A 22,232-nucleotide genomic window follows, 5' to 3' on the forward strand; every position below is an offset into this window, starting at 1 on the left:
AATGCTCTGATGCATCTGCTGTGGAAACAAGAGATCGTGGTCGACCTCGCAACACCGCTGCGGCCCTCGAGTGTCTTGGAGGTACGGCGATGACGAATGCCGCGGTGCCCGTGGGTGTGGGGTCGCGCATCATCTACGAAGGCGAAGCGTTAGAGATCGTCGAGATGCACGTGACGGCTTCGTCCCTGGAAGTGTTGTCGAGGGGTCTGCGCGGCAACGTGATTCGTCGATTATCCATGAGTGAATTGCTGATGTCTGATCGCGCTCGGGTGCTCAGCTCTGATGAAGGACCCGCTTCCGATGATCCCGGCGAGGTCGCGGCGGTGACATTGTCTGCGGTCTCCGCGGCCGCCCGGAAACAAGCGCTGGAACGGGCGGCCCACGTGCGAGAAGTGTTGACAGGTTACCGCTCCGGATGCCAGGAGACCGCGCTGCCGTATGAACCGCGCACTGCGTACCGGTCCGAGCTGCCGGTGATGGAACGTTATGCCGCCAAGGCGGCCGAGTTGGGTGTGCAGTCCCGCACGGTCGAGCGGTGGGTTGCGCAGTACCAGGCGCACGGGGAAGCGGGATTGATCTCGCAGCGGGCGGTGCAGCCTGGCATGGGTGGGCGGCAGGATCCGCGGTGGCAGCAGACGGCCCTGGAGGTGATGAGCGAGTACACGGATCTGTCGAAGCCCAACGAGGACTTGGTGATTCGACGTACCCGTGCGCGTCTGGACGCGCGGTTCGGCGCCGGTGTGGTGAAGGTGCCGTCGCAGCGCACGGCGTATCGGATCCTGGCCCGGCTCGAGGACCAGCGGCCGCTGTTTAAGCAGAGCACGAAACGCAACCGCGACATCGCTTCCCGATCGAACGAGGTGTACGGCAAGCTGCATCCGATGCGGCCGGGGGAGTACCTGCTGATGGACACCACTCGCCTGGATGTGTTCGCGATGGATCCCTACACGCTGACGTGGGTGAACGCCGAGCTGACGGTCGCGATGGACTGGTACAGCCGCTGCGTCACCGGGTTGCGGCTGACCCCGGTGTCGACGAAATCCATTGATGCGGCCGCGGTGTTGTACGAGACGTTTCGGCCGCAACCGGCGGGGCGGGACTGGCCGGCCGAAGCGATGTGGCCCCCACGCGGGATCCCGCGCTCGGTGCTCGTCGAACAGGACGCTCTCGACCCGGGCAGTGTGCCGGCGGCGACCCCGGCGGTCGTTCCCGAGACGTTGGTCGTCGATCACGGCAAAATCTATGTCAGCGCGCACCTCAACAGCGTGTGTCAGCGGTTGGGGATCTCAATCCAGCCGGCCCGGTTGCGCCAACCCCGCGATAAGGGGCCGGTGGAGCGGTTCTTCTCCACGCTGCGCGTGGGTCTGCTGCAGGAGCTGCCCGGCTATAAGGGGCAGGACATTTTCGCGCGCGGGGTGTCACCGGAACAGGATGCCTGGTTCTACCTCGATGAGCTGGAAGCCATCATCCGGGAGTGGATCGCCGTCATCTATCACCACAGCGCCCACGACAGTCTGTCCGGGCTGGGGGTGCCGAAGCTGACGATGACCCCGGCGGAGATGTTCGCCCACGGGGTGGCGCGCGCCGGCTATCTGGAGGTGCCGCGCGATCCGGATCTCGCCTACGAGTTTCTGCCGGTGGTGTGGCGCGTCATCCAGCACTATGGCATCGACGTGGGAGGGCGCCGCTACAAAGGAGACATCGTCGCCGGACGCGCGAAGGAGAAAAGCCCGTATCCGAACCAGAAGTGGCCGATCGCCTACAACGTCGACGACATCACCAAAGTGTATTTCCGCGATGACCGCACCCGCCACTGGCATCCGTTGGTATGGGAGCACGCCGACATGCTTGACGCCCCGATGAGCGAGGAAATCTTGCGTTTCGAGCGCACCTTGGCCAAAGCCCAGAACCGGTATGTCGATGACCCGCTGGCCATCACTAGCTTCCTGGAACGCCGCAAACTCAGCGTCGCGAACTCGATGGCCGAGCGTCGCCGGGCACTGCGGGTGGCCCGCGAGCAGTCCAGCCTCATCGGTGATCTCAACCCGCCACCGGACAGCGCCGAATTGAGCTCGGTCGCTACAGCACTGGATCGCGAACCTCGCGAGCGGGCCCACGACGCCGGCGCTGATGCGTTCGTTGATGACCTCGACGAGGAACCCGGCGACCTCGATGACGCCGACGAGCCGCCGCTGGAGCAGGGCAGCTTCTACGACGGTGTGCTGGAGGTGGAATGACCTCACCGAAGTCCTCAACACCGAAGCGGCGACCTGCCAGGGCGCCGCGGGGCAAATCGGACGTCAGAAACCCTCGCGAGTATCTGGATAATCTCACCCTGGCCCGCAAGGAGGGGTGGCGCGACATGGTTGACGCACCGACCCTGGACCGGCCGGAAGCGCTGTCCCACAAACAACTACGTCATCTGGGTGCGGCTGCCAGCGAGGATTACAACGATCAGCGCCGCCGCTGGCACGCCCAAATGGGCACGGTGATGACCGCTGAATGCCAATCCGTGCTGGAGCAACTCGAAGACTTCGTGGCCTGCAACTGCCAGACCGGTGAGGACACCAAACCGATGATTGCGCTCAGCGGACTGCCCGGTCTGGGTAAGAGCACCGTCTCGCGGGTGTTCGGGAAACGCCTGCACCGCAGACATATCGAGCGTTACGGGACAACGACACGCGCCGGAGATGAAAGGTGGCCGGTGTGCCGGATCGGTATGACCGCCTCCACGGGCACCCGCGAGTTCAACGCGGCAATATGCGACTTCTACGCCCACCCGGGAGGGCAGCGGGCCAGCGCCCAACAACTGCTGCGGCACGCGCTCGATGATGTGTCCTCCTGTGAGACAAGGCTACTCATCATCGATGACCTGCACTTCTTGCGCGGTCGCCGGGAACGCATGACCGATCTGAGTAACCAGTTCAAATACATCGCCAACGAGTTCCCCCTGACGGTGTTGCTCATCGGGATCGGCCTGCACGAGCGCAACGCGCTACTCGATGACTGCAACGCCTACCGCGATCACGAAATGGAACAGCTGCTGCGCTGCACCACGCCGGTGGACATGTCACCGTTCATGGTCGGCACCGAAAAGCAACGACAGCGCTGGCGGGATTTACTGCTCACCCTCGAACAACGGCTGCTCCTGACTCAGAAGTATCCGGGCATGCTCGCCGATGACCTCTCTGATCAGTTGTTCGTGCGCAGCACCGGCCACATCGGCTCGTTGATGGCGCTGATCCGATTGGCCTGCCAGAAAGCCATGCGCACCGGCACCGAGAAACTCACCGCCGAGCTCCTCGAGTCCTGCCGCATCGACAGCGCCGCCGAGCTCGGCCGCCGTGAACTACACGCCGCGTTTCGCACCGGCAAGAAAACCACCCGGCTACGCACCACGCCCAACCCGCCATGACCACCGTCCGCGCGCTACCCCTGACCACAGCACCGGCGGCGGGGGAGGCGCTGGATTCCTGGTTACACGCCATCGCGGTGCGCCACAACACGTCACTCAACGCGCTGTACCACCACATGGGCCTAGACACCGTTGCCGATCTGCGCACCCGCGTCACCGCTGCCACGGTAAGCGAGGACGACGCGCAACGGATCGCCGCCGCAACAGGACTCACACCGACACAGGTGCACGCGATGACCTTGGCGCACTACCTAGCGAACGTGTCCTGGGCACAGGAAGCGACAGCGGATCTGACCGCAACCACGCCGCGCCACCACGGCGGGTGGCGGTTCTGTCCGCACTGCCTCGGCGCGAGCGGGGGAACGTGGCTGCTGCAGTGGCGATTGATGTGGAGCTTCGCCTGCCTGCAGCATCGATGCCTGCTGGCCGAACACTGCCCGCGCTGCGGCCGGCGCCAACGCGCGCCCCAACCCCTCAACGCCGCCCCACCGCGTCCAGTGCACTGTGCTCACCCCAGCCCCACGGCTGCCGGCAGAAACCGGCTCCGCTGCGACGCCGACCTGGCCGACACCCCAGTCACCATGCTGGAGGCTGATCATCCGACACTGCTCGCCCAACAGGTGCTCCTCGACCTGGTCGCCGCCGAGAATGGCCAGTTCGGGCTCTACGCGCAGCATCCGATGCCAGTTCGGGACGTGCTGGCCGATATCCGCATCCTTGGCCGCGGCATCCTGTCGGCCACCGCCGGTCGCTACCTCGAGGACCTGCTGCCCGCCGAGTTGGCCGCACAATATCGACACCAGCGGCAGGCGGCCAACGCGCAGATGTCATCGTCGGTCCTGACGTGCGCCGCGGCGATCACCGCGGCCGTCACCGTGCTCAGCAGGCCCGACTTCGGGTCGGCCGCGGCGCCGCTGGCAGCGCTGCCTGAAGAGGTCAGCCGCTACGTGCTGCATCAATGGACCTATCTCGACCTGCCGGCCGGGCCGTCGGCGAGCCCGGTGCTTCAGGCCCTGCATTTCACCGCACTCGGTGACCGCCTGAGCCCCGCTGCGCAGTTGCAGTGCCGCCTCGGCAGTGCCTTCCCAAGGCTGCACGCCACCGACACGCAGCGGCAGCAGCAGCTGGTTCGGGCGCTGCCCACAGCATTGTGGACGGGCTGGGCGTTGCGGCTGAGCCCGCCGGCGTTGGCCCATTCCAGCTCGCGGGTGGCGCTGGCTGCCGCAGTGCTGCTGGTCGGCAGCGACCTGGACATCGCCGAGGCCACCGCGCATCTCGGCGGCGAGCTGGCCCGCCTCAACGCCATCTACCTGCTGTGGCGGCTCAAAGAATCGCCGCACTGGCCCGCGATCCGCGACGCCCTCGCTGCCCTATCGGACTACCTCAGCGAGGAGAGTGCACCCATCGACTACGCGCGGCGACGGCGCCTGGACTACCGCGGCCTGCTCGCCCAAGACGAGTGGGACCGCATCTGCGGAAGCCTCAGCCACCAAAGATGCTCGGCAGCCCACCCACGCAGCTACCTGCAGCACCAGCTCCGCGGCACCACCAAACCCCGCACCGGCCTGGACGGCCCCGACACCGAGCTCAGGGAATTCCCGGGCCGCCTCACCCCGCAGCTCAGCCGCGCCCTACACCGTCACGCAACGAGGTTCCTTGCAACCCAAGGCATTCAGGACGAGCCGGTGGTGTGGGAACCCCCGACGAATATCGTCGCCGGCCTATCGTTACCCGGTGTCGAGCTCGGCGATATCGAGATCGCGGAGCTACACCGACTAATCCGGGTTGACCGCCGCACCATCGCCGCCACCAGCCAGCAGTTAGGAGTCAGCGGCGACCTCATTCGCTATGCACTCGAACAGCATCCCGCCCCGGCGCTGCCCCCGCGCCCGCGTGCCCCGCGCATCGGCGCCCGGCGGCCCGGCAGGGTGTATCAGCAAGCCGCCGAAGCGCTGCCGCGGGAACGCCTCGTCGCCCTGTACAGCCAGGAACAACGCAGCCTCGCCGACATCGCCGCCCTGACCGGGTTCAGCAAACGCACCCTCTCTCGATTGATGCACGACTACACGATTCCCCTGCGGCCGTCCGGGCCACGGCCCACTGAGCCGGTCGACCCCGACTGGCTCTACACCGAATACATCGTCCGCCAACGCTCGTGTGCAGACCTCGCGCGAGAACTCCAAATCCGCTGCGGAGCGGTAGCCGCCCAAGCCGCCACGCTCGGAATGCCGGTACGCACCGTGGCCCGACACACCGACGCCGAACTCCGCGACAACCCAAAGATCCCGGCCATCCTCATCCCGGCCCTCGTCGGCCACGGCGGCTGGGAACGGCTACAACGCTTCGCCGTGATCACCCAGTTCACCACGCTCACCGACGCCGGGAAACACCTCGGCAGGGGAGTAGCCGTCACCGGCCACCACATCGCCCGCCTGGAAAAAGACTTCCGCGCACGCCTGCTCACCCAGAAACCGCTGCGCTGCACCGACTTCGGCAAAGACGTCCTCGCGGCGGTGCACCGACTCGCCGAACTCGGCGGACCCTGACATACGTACTGGACTACCGCTGCGCGGTAGCAGCCGGATCGTCGACCACGATCTCGTTCACCGACACCCCGAGAGCCTCGGCAATGTCATACACCCGCTCGATCAACACCCCACGCCGGCCATGCTCCATCTGAATCAACTGATTGCGCGCCACCCCCGACTCCAGCGCCAGACTCTCCTGCGACAACCCCCGCTCCAGCCGCAACGCGCGGATCCGTGACCCCACCAACGCGCGGCGACGCTGCCACTGCTGGGCACGGTCGGGATCATCGGCAGGAAGTCGTGTCGGCACCCCCAAGTAGTCACCTGCGATACACGAAAGTCAGCCCACCAAGAAGGGCATAAAAATATGTATCGCTAGCAGTACATTGAGGTGTGAGTGAGGCGCGAGGGGCAACCGGTCAATACCGGCTCAGCCAGTCCTCGCGTCCTCGAGTCGACGTGCCACCCCCTCGATGTCACGGATCGACCGTAGCTTTCCGCTGCGGGTAGCGCCGATCCAGGGCGAGGCGCTTGACTCCTGGCTCGACGCGATCGCCCACCGGCACCACGTGCCACGCCGAGCTGTCATCGAGCGATGCGCCATCGCACCCATTTCGTTCTACGGGGCCTGGATACGCCTACTCACCCCCGCCGATATCGACGGAATCGCTCAGGCAACCGGCTACGGCCGCCATGTTGTCAATGCGTTGGCGTTGCCGCGCAGCGGAAGTGGTGTGGGCCCGCTCAGCGGTGGACGAACGCTGCTGTCCTCGACTTGGGACTGGCGCACCTCCTCACGTTGGTGCCCACAGTGCCTGACCGACACCGGAGGGCGCTGGCTGCTCGCATGGCGACTCAACTGGACCTTCGCCTGTCCTACCCACAAATGCCTGCTGCAGGACGGTTGCCCGAACTGCGCTGCGCCGCAACGCTACCGCCCACCCACCTACATGATCCCCGAGTTGGACCGATGTGCTCAACCGATCCTCGACCTCGTCGGGCAGCGGCGGCTTTGCGGCGCCGACCTGACCCGCGTTCAGCCAGCCGATCACCCCCTGAGCCTCTCGATGGCGCGGACCCAGCGGCTCATCAACGCGCTGCTCGCGGGAAGACCAAGGCGGCTCCGCGTGTACGGCGCACATCAACCGAGACCACACGAGATGCTCATGGACGTGAAAACCCTTGCTCGTACGTCTTCACACTTCTCGGCGGCGCCGCGGACTTAACGCTGCGCTCCGACAACGCTGTTGCCGCCAGCCCAGACCGCAGCAGCAAAGGACGAACCACGGCCCGACCCACGATGCCCTCCGCCGTGCACACCGCAAGAGCCAGTACCCTTGCCGCCGCGGTACTGGACGCTCACGACCCGACCGCCGCGCAGCACCTGCTCGCTGAGGTCATCCTCGCTGACGGCAAGTTCGAATCTCATGACGTGTACCACGACGAGGCGCTCACACCGCTCGCCCGTCTCATCTGTCAACGCGCCAGCGAAGACGCCCGAGTAACGCTCAAGCTCCGACGCTGCTTCGACATTACCGCCGCCAACTCAGCACAAAGCCGCAAGAAGAACCGTCTGGCCCGCGCCACCGCCCGCATCGACTCGATGTCACACCACTCCGGGACGCGGTGGTCTCGGTGACGCCCGCCGCAACCCGCGGGCCGCGCTGCGTGGTACGGATCCGACATGTTGCGGCCCCTGATGATTGATCCCTCGCTGCCGCGGATCGGTGTGACCGAACTACGCCGCCAGTTCGGCCGAATACTCGGTGAAGTAACACAGGGACAGACCTACGTCATCACCCGGCGCGGGCGAGAGATCGCGGTGCTCATCCCGGTGGAGGAATACCGCCGCATCGCAAATAACTGACTGCGCGATCACTGGGCGGCGTTCTTGCGCGCTTACGTCGACAACGCGCATGTCGGCGGTCGCGGCGGCCAGCGTTGACTTAGAGACGCTCGGCTGTGATCATTTGCCACCGTGACGTAATGGCCTTTAGTCGGTAAGAACCGACAGGCCGAATCCCATACCCGTGGGAGCGACAGTTCCCGCATGTTCGGCGCGTGGACAGAGGACGGCCACGCAATTCCGAACTCGTAGTGGTTGTTGCCCCTGTAATCGTGCGTCGCTGCTCGTCGGGTAGCTTCCAGTTCTCAAGAACCAGACTGCGCAGGCTGCCGGCAGGGGATGACGCGCCCGCTTCAGCCCTTCGGCGGGTAGGGGTCCCTTTTGCCGACTGTGTCCGTGTTCCGAATCTGGTTATTGTCTTTGCGGTGGTCTCGAACCTCGCCGCCGCCGCTTCGTTCTGCGAAACCGCGCGCGGCCTCGTGCGCCTCGGCCTGGGTCTCGTAGCGTCCCGCAGCTTTCTCTGCTCCCGCACGTTTGGCGCCCCAGTCACCTGAATTTGTGTCGTACTGCACGTCGTAGTCAGCCACGATGGTTCTCCTAATTGACCGGATCGGTTGTTGGCAACCTACTCCCGCAGCACGACACGGACGCTGAACCGGCACCTGGATTCGAGCGCTCATCTAACCGGCGGCGGCGACTTCTAAGAAGCCTGCTGCTGTTCGTGTTGTATCTCGTCGATGAGGCTGCGCAGCGTGCGCGTACCCAGTTTGTGTACGTCGTCGCTGAGATAGTGCTCGTTGACGCGTTCGCGGAGTCCGATCGCAACGTTCAGGCGGTCAATTTCCATCGCCCCGCGCCAGGGTGCGGGCCGACGAAGCATCTCGGCCACCTCGCTGGACCGGGAGTGCAGGTAGTGTGCTCTTCGGTCGTCGAGGGGTCCTGTCACGCTGTTGCGACACGATCCGATACGACACCCGACGCGAGTGCGAATATCGGTGTGACTCAACAGCTGTCGTGCAGCTTTGGCCGACACGGTGGCTCCGAGTAGGGGCAGGTAAATGCCGCCGGCGGCGCCACCGCCTTGGTCCTTATCCGGGTCGGGGGCCTTACGGTAGCGAGCCATCGTTTGGGAGTGGTTGACCTTCTCGAGCATCCCCAGGCCGACTGAGTAGGCGTCGGCGTGACCCATGGCCAGTGCAGCGCGGCCAATGTTGCCCGACAGCCCAAGCGTGACGGTGAGGTCGTGTTCACGGAACTGGTCGAGCACCCCAAAAGCGGCGCGGATCTTGCGGATACCTTCGTCGTCGCCACCGAAGGGCGAGAAGCGGATCTCGACGTCGTTGATCCCTGCGCCGGCGTACTCGGCGGCAAGGTCGATGCCGAGGCGGCCCACGGCGGTGGTCGACACCGTGATCACGGCCCGGGTGGGCTTGTCCTCGCCGACGGCCAGCCGGGTCCGTTCGGCGAGGTCGACGTTGAGGCGTGCGGTGCGCTCATCGGTCACATAGAAGTGCGGGGCGGTGAAGTGAGTGACCCGCGCCGGGTGCTTGTCCACAGTCAGGCCGACCAGTGCGGCGCGTGCCGCCTGGTCAGCGGAGAGGTTGTCAATGTCGTAGGGCTGCCCGGTCCACAGCGGGAACTTGTCGAGGCCGAAACCCTCGTCGGCCAGCCGTTCTGCTGCGGGCTCCCAGTACACCTGCAGGCCCGCGTCGGCGGCAGCCGCTGCCGCAGCCGCTTGGTGACGCGCAGCCTTGGTATCGAGGGTGATGGCGTCGGTGCCGGCGTGCTCGCGGGACAGGAAGTCTTCGACCGGCTTGTGGTCGTTAGGTCCCAGCCGAAACTGAATGCCCATCGTGGTGAAAGTCCTCTCGCCCCAGGCGTCGTTTCGTGACAGACTACATGACATAGGGACTGACAAAAGGAAGACAGGCAGACGATATGGGAGCTAATGCGCTCGCCTCGACCGTGTCGAGTGCGATCGAGCGCTTGGGATTGACCTACGAGGAGGTCGGCGGCATCGTCGATGCCTCAGCGCGCTCGGTGGCGCGCTGGACCTCAGGTCAGGTCGTCCCGCAACGCCTCAACAAGCAACGACTAATCGAACTGGCCTACGTCGCCGACGCGCTGTCCGAGGTGCTCCCCCGCGACCAGGCCAACGTCTGGATGTTTTCGCCAAATCGATTACTCGCGCACGGCAAGCCCGCCGACCTGGTACGCGACGGCGAATACCAGCGCGTCTTGGCCCTCATTGACGCCATGGCCGAAGGGATCTTTGTGTGAGCGATGCGCTCGACGAAGGACTGGTGCAGCGCATCGACGCGCGTGGCACCATCCAGTGGTCGGGAACGTGCGCTCGGTACACCGGCGCCCGCCGTGATCCTTTATCGGGGGAAGGGGCACGCAGATTCGGCGGCAGGTGGAACCCGCCGTTGCTGTTCTCAGCGATCTATCTGGCCGATTCCGCGCAAGCGTGCATGGTTGAAGTGGAACGCGCCGCGCAGGCGGCATCAACGACCCCGGAGAAGCTGCTCGAAGCCTCCTACCGGCTGCATACCATCGAGGCCACCGACCTGTCAGTCCTGGATCTCACCACCCCAGAAGCCCGCGAGGCGGTAGGACTGGAAGACGACGACATCCACGGCGACGATTGGTCGGCCTGCCAAGCAGTAGGTCATGCCGCATGGTTTCTGCATGTGCAAGGCGTCCTGGTGCCCGCAGCCGGCGGAGTCGGCCTAGTCATAACCGCCTACGAGCAACGCACGCGCCCGGGCCAACTGCAGGTCACTCGCAGCGAGCATCTGACGCCTGCCCGCTACCGCGAACTGCGGCAACTGTGATCAACATCCATTGCTCCTCAACCGCGTTGACTGAGGGCCGTCCGTGAGGGGATGTGAGTGACTCACGGCTGCGCGAACGGCTCAAAGCGACTCGTGCACGCAAGTCGTCGCCGACCACGTGATGCCGGTCAGGGGTGACCCGCTGCCGTCGGTCAACAGCGGAACGACGGGCACCATCGATGCCTGGCCAGGTTGGGCTCACCTGAAGAAATTCGGTACCGACGGTTCCGGTATGTTTCGTCCTCACAAAGTACGGCGATAGTACGTAGGCGTCGGAGGAGATGAGTCCCGACCCGGCGCGCGGGGCTATCGGATGGTTGGCGTCGAAGGGGGTGTCGCTGATGTCCATGGCGATCGGTGGCCCACGGTGCTGATCGACCTTCTAGCGAGCGAAGCCGGTCGAGGCGCGAATCCTCCGGCGATCTCCTACCTCGCTACCGACGTCGGCCTGTGGATGTCGCTTCCAGCGTTCGCGCCTGCATTAGTCATCGTTGGTGTCGTCTTCTTTACTGCCCGTCGGAACCGACGTCGCGAACCAGGTTCCGCGGAGAGCCCCGTCGTCGAGAGGAACGAGAACGCATGATCGCTCGGACACTCCAGTTCAGCGCCGCCATCGCAGCTGCGGCGACGCTATCTGCCCTAGTCGGCTGCGGATCCACGACGACGGATTCAACATCGTCGACCAGCCAGGCTGCGTCGACAGCCGCCACGACGATCTCCACGGAGCCGCCTCGGCCCCAACAGGCGTCACCAGCGACTGACGTCACCCTCGTTGTGGTCTCGATCGCCGGGGGGACGGTCACTCCGACGAACGGCCAAGCGCAAGCCACAGTCGGAAAGCCGATTGTGCTGCAGGTGACCAGCGACGACGCCGACCAACTGCACGTCCACTCAATACCTGAGCACACCTTCAGCATCGAACCGCGCCCAGATCAGACTTTCGAGTTCACTGTCGATGTGCCCGGACAAGTCGACATCGAGCTCCACGACCTCAATCGCACTGTCGTCACCATCCAAGTTCGGCCGTGACTCCGCACGTCGAAATCTTCGCGCACGGCGTAGGAGGTTCCACTGACCTTCCTGTACCGCTGTCGTTCGCCCTCATCGGTGCGGCATGGGCCCTGACGGCAACTTTCGCGATCGTTGCCCTCGCTTGGAAGCACCCGCGCTTCGACCCCGCAAAGCCCGGCCGCGAATTACCTGCCTGGGTCAGCCGTGCCGTCGACTCTCCGACGGCGCGCTGGATCATCGCGATATTGGCACTGCTGTTTGCGCTATGGGTTCTGGTGGCCGCCATATGGGGCCCCGCCGGAAGCGACAACGCTCTGCCCGGCGCGTTCTACGTCCTACTTTGGGTCGGGCTCGTTGCTCTCTCGGTCTGCGTCGGCCCAGTCTGGCGATTACTGTCGCCGCCACGCACTGTTTATCGCATTTACGGCATCGTTCGACGAAAGGGTCCCGATAGCTCGGGCCGCTCCTACCCGCAACACTGGGGTTACTGGCCGGCGGCCTTCGGGCTTTTCGCCTTTGTCTGGCTGGAGTTGGCCAGCCCTGACCCGGGCTCCCTGGCTGCCATCAAGACATGGCTATTAATTTACGCACTGGCTATGGGGTTGGGTGCGTGGGCTTTTGGCGCACGGTGGTTCGCGCGGGCAGACCCGTTCGAGGTCTACAGCATGGCGGTATCGCGGCTATCACCTTTTCGGCGTGCGCCGGCATCGGGACGAATAGAACTCATCAATCCCCTCGATCATCTACCGACGCTGCCGGTGCGTCCTGGAACCGTCGCCGTTCTGGCGGTGCTGCTGGGCTCTACTGCGTTCGACAGTTTCTCCCAGGCTCCGGCATTCCGAAACTTCGTTGATCGCACCGCAACAGGAGTTCCGTTCTTCGGAGACGCCGGCGGTGCGACCGTGCTGCGGACAACGGCATTGGTCGTGTTCGTCGCGGTTGTCGGTACGACTTTCTGGGGTGCGGCACGAGCAACCGGCGGCATCAGCCCTCAGGAGCGCCAACGACTTCCCGGCCAGTTAGCGCACTCGCTGATACCCATCGTGGTCGGCTACATATTCGCCCACTACTTGTCTTACCTCGTCGAACGCGGACAGGAAACTGTCGTGCGCTTGGCTGATCCGTTCGGCCTGGGTTGGCGACTGTTCGGATTGGCGCCGGATGACGTCAGTTACGTCTTGTCTCAACATCCGTCAGTGCTCTGGACGATCAAGGTTGCCTGTGTGGTCGTGGGGCACATCGTGGCGGTGATCTCTGCGCACGATCGCGCTTTGCGGTTGTTGCCGCAACAGCATCAGATCACCGGTCAGGTGGCGATGATGCTGACGATGGTCGGCTACACCTTCACCGGTCTCTACCTTCTGTTCGGAGGCTGATAACAGCCTCTCTCGCAGATTTCTCAACGTCCTACTGAGTGGCATAGTAGATTGTGGACCCGTCAGGTGAGGTGGGACCGATCCCGACTAAGCACTGTGGCGGAATCCTGTCGGGGGATTCCGCCACAGTGTTACTTCGAGCGAGCTCCCGAAGCGGCCGTCCAGCTGGCGTCTAAGCCGGAGGGTGAGCCTATTTTTAGGTGGGTCCCGCCGACGGCGTAATACCCATATCGCCGACACCGGTTGGTCAGCCGCTTGGGATTTGGGCGCCGCCCTTCTGCTATCCCACCGCGCCGGAACGGCGGTTGGTCGTCCCACCAACTACTATGTGGGTACGTAGTAGCAGGAGCGGGACCCGACGGATTGTTGTGATGAAAGTGTTGAGTGAACGACGACAGGTAGTGGCGCTGAGCGTGTTGTCGGCTGTCGCGGTACTCGTGACGGCATCGCAGACGAGTGCGCTCAACTCTCGGCTGTCGAATACGGTGGTTGCGCCCGGTGCTGTGGAGGTTGAGCAGACGCCGCAGGCCGCACCCGGGCCTCCCGCAATCGAGATTCTCCCCCGCACAGGCGCGAGCGATGTGGTCCCTGTCGGAGCAGTGAAGGTGACCGCGACTGTTGGGACCCTGACCGATGTGCGTATGCAGAACGAACAGGGCAGGGTCGTTGCCGGCNACAGGCGCGAGCGATGTGGTCCCTGTCGGAGCAGTGAAGGTGACCGCGACTGTTGGGACCCTGACCGATGTGCGTATGCAGAACGAACAGGGCAGGGTCGTTGCCGGCCGAATGGTGGGGGGCGGACGCGCCTGGGAGCCCGCCGAGCCACTCGGATACGGGCGGTCCTACAGGCTCAGCGCGACGGGCCAGGGGGCTGACTCCCGTACCGTCACGTCCGTTTCGGAGTTCTCCACCGTCGCGCCGCAATCCCAGGTCGGGGTCAGGCTGGGCATGACTAACGGAGCGTCGCTGTCGGAGGGCNACCGTCACGTCCGTTTCGGAGTTCTCCACCGTCGCGCCGCAATCCCAGGTCGGGGTCAGGCTGGGCATGACTAACGGAGCGTCGCTGTCGGAGGGCGGCGTCTACGGTGTCGGAACCGTGATCGTGGCAACCTTCGACGCCGACATCCCGGACCGGGCTGCGGCCGAATCGCGGCTTGAGGTCAAAACGTCACCCCACCTAGCCGGTTCCTGGATGTGGGTCAACGATCGCAAGGCGCACTGGCGGCCCCGTGAGTATTTTCCTTCCGGTACTGAGGTCACGGTCAAAGCCGNCCCCACCTAGCCGGTTCCTGGATGTGGGTCAACGATCGCAAGGCGCACTGGCGGCCCCGTGAGTATTTTCCTTCCGGTACTGAGGTCACGGTCAAAGCCGATCTCTACGGCACTGATCTGGGTGGTGGATTATTCGGAGAACAGGACAAGCAGGTCAGTTTCCGGATCGGACCGTCTCGTGTCGCGGTCGCCGATGACACGACCAAACAGGTCAGTGTGTACGAAAACAGCCGTTTGGTCCGCACGATGCCGACGTCGATGGGCCGGGGCGGGACGCAGACTGTCGGGGGCAAGACGATTGCCTTTTGGACCCAGCCTGGCGTTTATACGGTGATGGAGAAGCAGAATCCCGTCTTGATGGACTCGTCGACCTACGGATTGCCCGTCGATTCTGCGTCGGGGTACAAGATCAGCGTCCCGCACGCGGTGCGGATCAGTCCTGACGGCATCTACCTGCATGAGCGCGAGGCGACGGTGTGGGCGCAGGGAAACACCAACGTGTCGGCGGGCTGTTTGAATCTGAGCGCGGAAAACGCCGAGTGGTATTACGAGTTCGCCAATCCGGGCGATGTTGTCGAGGTCCGCAATACCGGCGGCGCACCGCTGGAACAGTGGCAGAACGGAGATTGGTCTGTGCCCTGGGATGAATGGGTGAGTGGCAGCGCTTTGCGTCCCTGATCAGTGTTCGATCGAGGCTGAGCGTGACAAGTCACTCGCCGGTCTGTCGACGGTAGGGATCGAGAAGTTGATCGACGGGCGCGTAGTCGTCTGTCAGAACTCGCGCGTCGCCGATCCACCTGCTGAGTTCTTTGCCGGCAGTGATCGTCCACCCGGTTTTGCGGGTGTTCAGAACGCGCTGAAGCGTGTCCGGGTCAACTGGTCGATCGGAAGCGAGCACGACCAGGTTGCCACCATCGGGTGTCGCAGCGGTATCGACGCCGACGTCGCCGGCCTCGGCGGCGACTATGACGTGATCGAAAATCTCTGTGAGTGTTGAGACTTCGGCACGCGCAAACGCCAGCTCGCCGTAATCGATGAGATTGGCAATGTACATACCGTCGTCTTTGAGGACTCGGCGTACGTCTGTCAACGCTTCCACCGTCGTCAGGTGCCATGGCACGCTCACGCCGCCAAAGGCGTCGCCGACGATCAGATCACGGCTGTCGTCATCGAGCCGCGCAAGGCCCAGGCGGCCGTCCTCGACGAGCACCTGTGTCCCAGCGTTGGAAGCCGATCCGAGTTTGTCTCGGTCTATGCGCACCACGCCGCCGTCGATTTCGGACACCACGTTGCGTGTTCCTGGCCGCGTAGCAGCAAGGTACCGCGGGAAGGTGAGGCCGCCCCCACCAAGGTGGTATGCCTCCAATGCCTTCTCGGAGGGGAAGGATGCGTCGACGACCGAAGCAAAGGCGCGCACGTAGGTGAATTGCAGGAGAGCCGGATCTTGGAGGTCTATGTACGAGTGGCGCGCGCCATCGAGCATGAGGATTCGGCCGCTGTCTCGCTCCGGGTCGGCGATGACTTGGGCGCAATGGTATTTGGTTTCCACGTCGCAACCGCCGGGTGCGAGATAGCCAGCCAGGCCGGCGCCGACGGTTGTAAGCGTTAGTACGGTGGCGCTTACGGTGTTCCGTCGGCGCATGCGCCACTGCACAACGATGCCGCCGAGTACCAGTATCGATCCGAGTCCGATGAGTATCACGCTCACTGGTATCCGCGACACGAGGACAAATCCGGTAAGCACGGTGCCGGCGATGGCACCCATGGTGCCTACACCAGACAACTGACCGACAACGGTGCCGGTCTGGGCGAGCTTGATCAGGCGCAGCTTGGTCACCATCGGTGTGACCGCCGATAGTAACGCTCCGGGTGCCAGAATCGTGAGCGTCGCGACTAGCAACAGCGTCGCAGGTGCCCATTCGGCCGCCGCGCGGACGGCGGAAGGCGTGAAGGCCACGACTACCCCTGATACCCCTAGCGATGTCCCCAGCCAGCGGCGCGGATCATCGCGGTCGGCAAGCCGGCCGCCCGCCCAGGACCCAAGGGCAATTGCGGCCAAGGCGATTCCGATGACCAGGGTGCTGGTTNCCCAGCCAGCGGCGCGGATCATCGCGGTCGGCAAGCCGGCCGCCCGCCCAGGACCCAAGGGCAATTGCGGCCAAGGCGATTCCGATGACCAGGGTGCTGGTTTCCAGGGTCAGCCCGAGGTACGGCGCAAGCAACCGCAGCGCGGTGATTTCTACCACCAGCACCGCAGCCGAAGAAGTGAACACAAGGACCGTCGCGGTGCGGGCTCCAACTTCGGGCAGCGTTTGAGGCGACGGATGCTCGTCGGGTACTGGAGGGGTGCCGGTCACAGTCTCAATCCTGGCAGCAGGTCGCCAGCGTCTGCGGACAACAACTGAGAAAGGGGGGTGTGCCAGTGCCAGCGGTAGCGGTGCGCTGCGGCGGGACGGAAGGTGGTCAGCAAGCATCGGCGGGCGAGGGCTCAGCACTGATGTCGTCGCGAGAGGTCTGTGTCTGCCGACGTTGAGTTGGACAGTGTTCAAGACCGATGAGTCTCGAAACCTGTTGAAAAATAATATGATTTGGTGGATATGCGGATGAACTCCGCTGTGGCGATACGGGGGCTCTAGAGCCTCCTTGCAAAGCTAGGAGCCATGGCGTTATGCATGGTTGATTCGCGACGCACTCTGAGCCTTGAAACGGAGTGGGAAGGGCAAGTGCGGAACGCTTGAACGTGGGGGAGAGCTATCGTGGTAGAAATATTTACGTAGATACACCGTAGATTGCTCAGGCTCACAGAGCGCTACGGAGCGAAAGGAACTGCCGGCGTGAATCCACTGACTCGAATTCTGCTGACTTTCTTCATAGTCATCACTGTCGCCATCGGTGCCGGTGTGTACTTCTCGACCCGAGATGGCGGAACCGCAGGATCAGGTGGAACACAGGCTGATGGCGAAGCCCAGGTAGTCCGCGAGAACAGTCATCGCCTCAGTTCCGCGCCCGACAGCGATGTGACCTTTGTCGAGTTTCTCGATTTCGAGTGCGAAGGGTGCCGCGCGGCGTTCCCCGCCGTTGAGCAGCTGCGCGCCCAGTACGGCCAGCAAGTCACCTTCGTCGCCCGGTACTTTCCGATGCCTGGCCACTTCAACGGAGAACGCGCGGCGCGCGCGGTAGAAGCGGCAGCGCAGCAAGGCCAGTTCGAACCCATGTACAAGAAGATGTTCGAGACGCAGAGTCAGTGGGGCGAAAAGCAGGTACCCGCAGACGAGGTATTCCGCGGATTTGCAACGGAATTAGGTCTCGACGTGGCCGCGTGGGAGGAGGCGTACAACGCTCCAGCCACCCTCGATCGAATCGAAGAGGACGTCGCCGACGGCACCGCCCTCGGCGTGCAGGGCACGCCCACATTCTTCGTCAACGGAAAGCAAATAGAGATCAAGACCTACGCAGACCTGGGCGCTGCGATCAAGAACGCTCTCGGTGAGCAGCAGTAGTCAGCGCCTGGCGGGCCCCAACCCGCTTCGGCGTGGCGAACCGAGACCGTAACGGGCTATGCCGTCCTGACCACCCGGCACAACGCTCGCGGACAGCGAAGGGCGTTTCGCTAACCCATTGACCCGGCTCACGAAGCGCGGTCGCGCGGGCTGATTACCCGCTCACCGTTCAACCCGGCTCAGCTGATAGACCTGTAGGCCGCGACGAGGGAGCGGCCTGCTTGCCTGGCCGACGCCGCCAGTTCGCCTTCTTGTGGAAGATCTCAGCGCGAGGTACCGCGAAGTCACTGCGGTTGGACTTGTTGCCCTGACGCTGGCGCCTGCATGGCCGGGAATCGGGCGCCACAGTTAGTTGCTCGTTTTTTGGCGATCCGCGACTAGCCGCGACGTCATCGCGCCGAACACGAGGCCGATCGTCGTATAGATGACAACCTGGGTGCCGAGCGCGTAAAGCCGGAAATAGTAGAGGACATCGGCGGGAAAGCCCTCATAGACGATCGCGCCTGTAGCGTCGCGCAGCGGTGCCGGTGTTTCGTTGATGGNAGCGCGTAAAGCCGGAAATAGTAGAGGACATCGGCGGGAAAGCCCTCATAGACGATCGCGCCTGTAGCGTCGCGCAGCGGTGCCGGTGTTTCGTTGATGGTCGGCAGTGCGAACATGACGATTGCCATCGCCGCCGCGTAGGCCCCAGCGGCGGCCAACACCCCATTAAAGGCACCCAACCTGGTCACCCATCGGCGAGCCAGTACCACCGCGCCGATCAGAAGCGCCCCCGAGAGCACCACCATCAACACGTACAGCAGCGTGCGTTCACGGACGGTCTGGTCAAGACTCAACGCTGGTGGGTTGGCGGGGTATTTCAAGTTGGGTACGACGTACAAACTCAGCAGCATGCCGCCCGCGATGTAGAGCGAGAGCAGTCGTGCCGACACACCGCCGACACGGCCGTATGCCACCGCAAACACCACCGCGAACAAGGCGCCAATGGCGACGCTGAACGCGAGTAGACCGAGTCCCATGCCGATGTTCATTTGCACCGTGCGGGTGAACAGCTCGACGTTCTCTCCGTGGCCGGCGTGTCCCCCCGCCGAATCCATGGCCTCCCGGGCGGCACCCACGCCATCTTCGTACTCGATTGCCCGTGCAGTTTGCGGCGCAGCGAATAATCGCGCGAACACGAACGCCAGTACTCCCGCGCCGGCGCCAGCCAACAGGCCGCGCCAGATGATGTGCTTCTCCATCGTGTTCGTTCCCTTTCGGTTTCGGCATAACAAGGAAACATCAGCAGAGTGGTTCAGACTGGCGGTCGGGTCCATCGACTGGACCTTACGAGTGCCTCATCAGATGGCAGTTCGATCCTATGCGCGACCCGCCGCCGCGCCACATCTATGTGTCGATAATGCGCGCGACCGCATAGATTCGGCGACCTCGAAGTGGCTACAGAGAGTGGCCGGAAGCATAGGCTGTGGCCCAGTCTCGCACGCTGCGGGCGTACGGATCAGACTGGTTGTAAGCCCGCAGCGCTTTCATCCACCCCTGTGGCGTCGCCAGGTCGCCGCCGCGATTGCAGAGATAGCCGGCGGCCGACAGCGCAGCATCGTCGACATTGTCGGGACTGACGACGCCGTCGTTGTTGGCATCGACCCCATACAGCCGCCAAGTCTCCGGGATGAACTGCATCGGACCCATCGCCTGGGCGAATCCGGGCTCACCGTCGGGCGAGCCGCCGCCGTTGTCGATGATGCGCATATTGCCGTTCGAGCCATCAAGGCGTACACCACGAATCGGCGGAGTGACATCCCCGTTCGGGGCGATGGTAGCGCCGCGAAAGGTGCCGTTGCGGCTCTCGACCATGCCAATCCCCGCCAGCGTCGTCCAAGCCAGCTGGCAGTCGGGGTTCTCGACGTGGGCGACTCTGGCCGCATAGGCATATGCCTCCAGCGCGGTAGCCGGCATATTCAGCGCCGGCGCCCGCTGGGCAGCCCAGACGCGCAACTGGTCGGCGGGTCGGCCGCGGGCAGGATAGTCAATGTAGGGCACCGGGGCGCCCGAGGGTGGCGGAATACCTTCGGGCATCGAGGTGCCGATCTGGCACGAACAGCTGGACGCCACCAGCATCGCGGTCACGCCCACAACGGCGACAACCCGCACACGCACCAGCGACACTGGACTCCCTCAAGCCATTCTGGTCGAAGCCATTGTGCCACGGGCCTGAAGCCGGGGGTTCACCTTGCGTGTTGTGGGCGCAGACGTCCGAGCGGTGGCAGAGCCCATCGCCCCGCTCGACCTCAAGCGGGCAACGCGCAATCTTGGAATACCAGAGCCGAGGCTCGACGGTGGGATGTCTAATCCCGCGTGATCGCGCGTTTCGAGGACATGGGCAGCGGCCGTCGCGCTGCCCCGATCGATTGGGGTTACCCAGCAGCGGGAGATCACGATCATGCAAGGCCTTCTCGCAGAGCCTGAGCCGACGCCGTCCTTCGAGATCGTGTGCACGTCGGGACGCCAATGTTCTTTGAGCAACAACGGCTACGTAGGCAATAGTCGGCGGCTCAGTCGGTGTTGATGGCCACCACGCCCGTCTAGACCGCGGCAGCGTGACGGTGAGGGCATCGCCGGTGCTCTGCATCACCGCCGGCGGTGACGGATCCGCGTTGGGATCTCGGCATCGCGTTGTGACTGCCAGCTCTAGGCCCGCGCCGCGGGTGGTCGGTCTGGGCTAGGTCCCAGGAGGGTTGCGGTGAACTCAATACAGCCAGTTCAGTTGATCCGCGACCAGCGCATAGCCGACGTAGGCCACCGTGTTGATGACACCGTGTGCGATGATCAGTGGCCACAGCCGACCGGTGCGCCGCCACGTGTAGCCGAATACCAGACCCATTACGACGTTGCCCAGCCCGGCGCTGAACCCTTGATACAGGTGGTAGGTGCCGCGCAAAAGGCTTGACAGCACGAGCGCGGTGACCGGGCGCACCCGCAGTTGGTGCAGCCGGGTGAGCAGAAAACCCACCACGATGATCTCTTCGGCCCAGGCGTTGGCGAACGACACCAAAATAAGGACGGGGATGCGCCACCACGTGTCGTTCAGTTCCGAGGGCACTACCGATGCGCTGAGACCCAATGCGCGGGCGGCAAGATACAGCGCCAGGCCGGGCAGCCCGATAAGGGCCGCGAGCCCGATGCCACCGAGCAGGTCGACCCGGCACCGTGGTCGGCCCAACCCGATTGCTGCCGGCCCAAAACCACTGCGCCACAAAAGGTATACCGCTAGAAGACCCCAAGCGACCAATTGGAAAACAGTCGCCAGATTAAGGCCGAGATCAATGAGGTCGAACGCGGAGCGGCGCGGGTTGAGCGCTATGGTCTGCCCCGCCAGGCCGAGCAGCACCGCCTCGATCAGATCCAGGATCGCGGTATAGGCGCTCAGAGCGAATGTCACCATCAACACAACGACGATCTCGATCCGCAGCGGCCGCCGCTGGTCGTCCGTGAAGGCGTCTGGGGCAGTCACTAAAAGCCACGGTAGCCTGCCAGGTTCAGACCTGCTAATCACATAACCTGTCGAGGAAGGGCAGCCGTCAGCGCCCGTGATCGTCTGGGGCGCATCATTTCTTGATTGCCCATACCCCTATCAAGACATCACTGGCCCAGCGTCAGGTCCACTGCTCATAGCCCATTCAGTCTCTCCGACCAGAAGGAGGTGATGTGTCTTGTTCTCCACGTGAGGGCCCGGTTTCAGATCCGGGGTGTTTTGCTGCCTTCTTCCGGCGGTTTCGCCTATGTTGCCAGAACGCGATCGCACCTCCGAGCGCGAGACCGACGCCGGCCGCTGTGAGTACAGACGCCTTGGTGTCCGAACCGGCGGGCGCCGGGGGAGACGGGTCAGCGGTGATGGGTGCTGCACGGGCTGGCGCGGTTGTGGGTGAAGTCTGTTCGGGGACGCTGGCGATGGTGAAGGTGTAAGCGCCGGAGACAGGGTGGCCGTCTGCTGAAACCACGCGGTAGCTGACGGTGTATAGGCCCGTTGTGAGTCGGTCGGGTCCGACGGCGACGGTGAGGCGCGGCCCTTCGACGCTTGCCGACCCGGACACCCAGTTGCGACCATCGGCGCTGGTGACGGCGACGTCAGCGAACGCCGGATTGATCTCCTCGGAGAAGTTCAGCACGACGGCGGCTAATGGGGACGTCACGCTCGCGTCCTTGGCCGGGTCAGAACCAACGAGTGAGGTGTGCGCGGCGGCAACCCCGACCCCGGACAGCCAGAAGGCCAGCGCCGCCAGTGTGGTCATGACGGTGCGAGTGGCCAGGTTCACGGTCCTCCTTGAGCTTCGCGTCCGTCGCGCCAACACGGGGTCCGCGCACCTGAGTGTATGTTCTGGTCTGGCAACGCCAACGCCAACGCCAGTCACGCGTGCCTCAACACCGGCACCCTTGCAGGCAAGGGCTT

General features: G+C 64.1%; 19 protein-coding genes and 7 pseudogenes. 16 read left to right on the forward strand and 10 right to left on the reverse strand.

What is annotated here, in order from left to right; translation table 11 throughout:
* The 4 genes and pseudogenes from MCHLDSM_RS39125 to MCHLDSM_RS07190 all read left to right on the forward strand — a co-directional run.
* Nucleotides 1-93: pseudogene (locus MCHLDSM_RS39125) on the forward strand (TnsA-like heteromeric transposase endonuclease subunit); the annotation flags it as partial.
* On the forward strand, nucleotides 90-2,237 hold the full coding sequence (locus MCHLDSM_RS07180) for a TnsB C-terminal domain-containing protein (RefSeq protein ID WP_011767799.1): 2,148 nt from the start codon (nucleotides 90-92) through the stop codon (nucleotides 2,235-2,237). The pseudogene MCHLDSM_RS39125 and the gene MCHLDSM_RS07180, both read left to right, overlap by 4 nt.
* The gene (locus MCHLDSM_RS07185) at nucleotides 2,234-3,415 is read left to right on the forward strand and encodes an ATP-binding protein (RefSeq protein WP_011767800.1); all 1,182 of its coding nucleotides are present in this window, start codon (nucleotides 2,234-2,236) and stop codon (nucleotides 3,413-3,415) included. The genes MCHLDSM_RS07180 and MCHLDSM_RS07185 overlap by 4 nt, the downstream gene beginning before the upstream one ends.
* Nucleotides 3,412-5,961 (forward strand): TniQ family protein, encoded by a 2,550-nt coding sequence (locus tag MCHLDSM_RS07190; RefSeq protein WP_011767801.1) that lies wholly within the window; start codon nucleotides 3,412-3,414, stop codon nucleotides 5,959-5,961. The genes MCHLDSM_RS07185 and MCHLDSM_RS07190 overlap by 4 nt, the downstream gene beginning before the upstream one ends.
* Before the next feature lie 13 nt (nucleotides 5,962-5,974).
* On the opposite strand, the gene MCHLDSM_RS07195 is transcribed toward MCHLDSM_RS07190, so the two are convergent.
* Nucleotides 5,975-6,253: a helix-turn-helix domain-containing protein gene (locus tag MCHLDSM_RS07195; protein ID WP_011767802.1), complete on the reverse strand. Its 279-nt coding sequence runs from the start codon at nucleotides 6,251-6,253 to the stop codon at nucleotides 5,975-5,977.
* A 163-nt stretch (nucleotides 6,254-6,416) separates the two neighbouring features.
* Here MCHLDSM_RS07195 and MCHLDSM_RS35830 point away from each other — a divergent pair, with 163 nt between their 5' ends.
* The 3 genes from MCHLDSM_RS35830 (at nucleotide 6,417) to MCHLDSM_RS07205 (ending at nucleotide 7,810) form a co-directional block, all read left to right on the forward strand.
* The gene (locus tag MCHLDSM_RS35830) at nucleotides 6,417-7,169 is read left to right on the forward strand and encodes a TniQ family protein (RefSeq protein WP_011767803.1); all 753 of its coding nucleotides are present in this window, start codon (nucleotides 6,417-6,419) and stop codon (nucleotides 7,167-7,169) included.
* An 86-nt stretch (nucleotides 7,170-7,255) separates the two neighbouring features.
* Nucleotides 7,256-7,582, forward strand: a complete 327-nt coding sequence (locus tag MCHLDSM_RS07200) for a hypothetical protein (RefSeq protein WP_131722613.1) — start codon at nucleotides 7,256-7,258, stop codon at nucleotides 7,580-7,582.
* Between the two features lie 45 nt (nucleotides 7,583-7,627).
* Nucleotides 7,628-7,810: a type II toxin-antitoxin system Phd/YefM family antitoxin gene (locus MCHLDSM_RS07205; protein ID WP_041321980.1), complete on the forward strand. Its 183-nt coding sequence runs from the start codon at nucleotides 7,628-7,630 to the stop codon at nucleotides 7,808-7,810.
* A 332-nt stretch (nucleotides 7,811-8,142) separates the two neighbouring features.
* Here MCHLDSM_RS07205 and MCHLDSM_RS35835 read toward each other — a convergent pair whose 3' ends face one another.
* Nucleotides 8,143-8,376 (reverse strand): DUF2188 domain-containing protein, encoded by a 234-nt coding sequence (locus tag MCHLDSM_RS35835; protein ID WP_011767805.1) that lies wholly within the window; start codon nucleotides 8,374-8,376, stop codon nucleotides 8,143-8,145.
* A gap of 113 nt (nucleotides 8,377-8,489) precedes the next feature.
* Nucleotides 8,490-9,641: a hypothetical protein gene (locus MCHLDSM_RS07210; RefSeq protein WP_233211217.1), complete on the reverse strand. Its 1,152-nt coding sequence runs from the start codon at nucleotides 9,639-9,641 to the stop codon at nucleotides 8,490-8,492.
* Nucleotides 9,642-9,727: 86 nt separating this feature from the next.
* Here MCHLDSM_RS07210 and MCHLDSM_RS07215 point away from each other — a divergent pair, with 86 nt between their 5' ends.
* From MCHLDSM_RS07215 to MCHLDSM_RS07235, 8 genes and pseudogenes are all read left to right on the forward strand, one after another.
* Nucleotides 9,728-10,069, forward strand: coding sequence for an antitoxin Xre/MbcA/ParS toxin-binding domain-containing protein (locus MCHLDSM_RS07215; RefSeq protein ID WP_011767807.1), 342 nt, complete (start codon nucleotides 9,728-9,730; stop codon nucleotides 10,067-10,069).
* Complete coding sequence (locus MCHLDSM_RS07220; RefSeq protein WP_011767808.1) at nucleotides 10,066-10,626, forward strand: RES family NAD+ phosphorylase; 561 nt, start codon at nucleotides 10,066-10,068, stop codon at nucleotides 10,624-10,626. The genes MCHLDSM_RS07215 and MCHLDSM_RS07220 overlap by 4 nt, the downstream gene beginning before the upstream one ends.
* Nucleotides 10,627-11,205: 579 nt before the next feature.
* On the forward strand, nucleotides 11,206-11,655 hold the full coding sequence (locus tag MCHLDSM_RS07225; RefSeq protein WP_011767810.1) for a hypothetical protein: 450 nt from the start codon (nucleotides 11,206-11,208) through the stop codon (nucleotides 11,653-11,655).
* Nucleotides 11,652-13,013 (forward strand): hypothetical protein, encoded by a 1,362-nt coding sequence (locus tag MCHLDSM_RS07230; RefSeq protein WP_011767811.1) that lies wholly within the window; start codon nucleotides 11,652-11,654, stop codon nucleotides 13,011-13,013. Before MCHLDSM_RS07225 ends, MCHLDSM_RS07230 begins: the two co-directional genes overlap by 4 nt.
* A 371-nt stretch (nucleotides 13,014-13,384) precedes the next feature.
* Nucleotides 13,385-13,687: pseudogene (locus tag MCHLDSM_RS39130) on the forward strand (hypothetical protein); the annotation flags it as partial.
* A 1-nt stretch (nucleotide 13,688) separates the two neighbouring features.
* Nucleotides 13,689-13,991, forward strand: a pseudogene (locus MCHLDSM_RS38730) (Ig-like domain-containing protein); the annotation flags it as partial.
* 1 nt (nucleotide 13,992) lies between these two features.
* Nucleotides 13,993-14,284 (forward strand): annotated as a pseudogene (locus tag MCHLDSM_RS39135) (Ig-like domain-containing protein); the annotation flags it as partial.
* 1 nt (nucleotide 14,285) lies between these two features.
* Nucleotides 14,286-14,963, forward strand: a pseudogene (locus MCHLDSM_RS07235) (L,D-transpeptidase); the annotation flags it as partial.
* Between the two features lie 31 nt (nucleotides 14,964-14,994).
* Here the strand turns inward: MCHLDSM_RS07235 and MCHLDSM_RS07240 are convergent.
* Nucleotides 14,995-16,344 carry a fused MFS/spermidine synthase gene (locus MCHLDSM_RS07240; RefSeq protein WP_234713911.1) on the reverse strand — a complete coding sequence of 450 codons (1,350 nt, stop codon included), beginning with the start codon at nucleotides 16,342-16,344 and terminating at the stop codon, nucleotides 14,995-14,997.
* Nucleotides 16,345-16,373: 29 nt separating this feature from the next.
* A pseudogene (locus MCHLDSM_RS37080) lies at nucleotides 16,374-16,759 on the reverse strand (fused MFS/spermidine synthase); the annotation flags it as partial.
* 360 nt (nucleotides 16,760-17,119) lie between these two features.
* Here MCHLDSM_RS37080 and MCHLDSM_RS07245 point away from each other — a divergent pair.
* A complete protein-coding gene (locus MCHLDSM_RS07245; protein WP_011767814.1) occupies nucleotides 17,120-17,785 on the forward strand; it encodes a DsbA family protein in 666 nt (221 codons plus the stop codon).
* Between the two features lie 348 nt (nucleotides 17,786-18,133).
* On the opposite strand, the gene MCHLDSM_RS40675 is transcribed toward MCHLDSM_RS07245, so the two are convergent.
* From MCHLDSM_RS40675 to MCHLDSM_RS35850, 5 genes and pseudogenes are all read right to left on the reverse strand, one after another.
* The coding region (locus tag MCHLDSM_RS40675) for a CbtA family protein (protein WP_234713909.1) at nucleotides 18,134-18,327 on the reverse strand (194 nt) is incomplete at its 5' end.
* Between the two features lies 1 nt (nucleotide 18,328).
* Nucleotides 18,329-19,026 (reverse strand): annotated as a pseudogene (locus MCHLDSM_RS07250) (CbtA family protein); the annotation flags it as partial.
* A gap of 196 nt (nucleotides 19,027-19,222) precedes the next feature.
* The gene (locus MCHLDSM_RS07255) at nucleotides 19,223-19,951 is read right to left on the reverse strand and encodes a lytic transglycosylase domain-containing protein (RefSeq protein WP_011767854.1); all 729 of its coding nucleotides are present in this window, start codon (nucleotides 19,949-19,951) and stop codon (nucleotides 19,223-19,225) included.
* Between the two features lie 580 nt (nucleotides 19,952-20,531).
* Complete coding sequence (locus tag MCHLDSM_RS07260; protein ID WP_041321994.1) at nucleotides 20,532-21,296, reverse strand: CPBP family intramembrane glutamic endopeptidase; 765 nt, start codon at nucleotides 21,294-21,296, stop codon at nucleotides 20,532-20,534.
* Between the two features lie 166 nt (nucleotides 21,297-21,462).
* Nucleotides 21,463-22,098 (reverse strand): copper resistance CopC family protein, encoded by a 636-nt coding sequence (locus tag MCHLDSM_RS35850; RefSeq protein ID WP_233211216.1) that lies wholly within the window; start codon nucleotides 22,096-22,098, stop codon nucleotides 21,463-21,465.
* Nucleotides 22,099-22,232: the final 134 nt, after the last annotated feature.

Source organism: Mycolicibacterium chlorophenolicum, from assembly GCF_001044235.1.
Classification (GTDB): Bacteria; Actinomycetota; Actinomycetes; order Mycobacteriales; family Mycobacteriaceae; genus Mycobacterium; species Mycobacterium chlorophenolicum.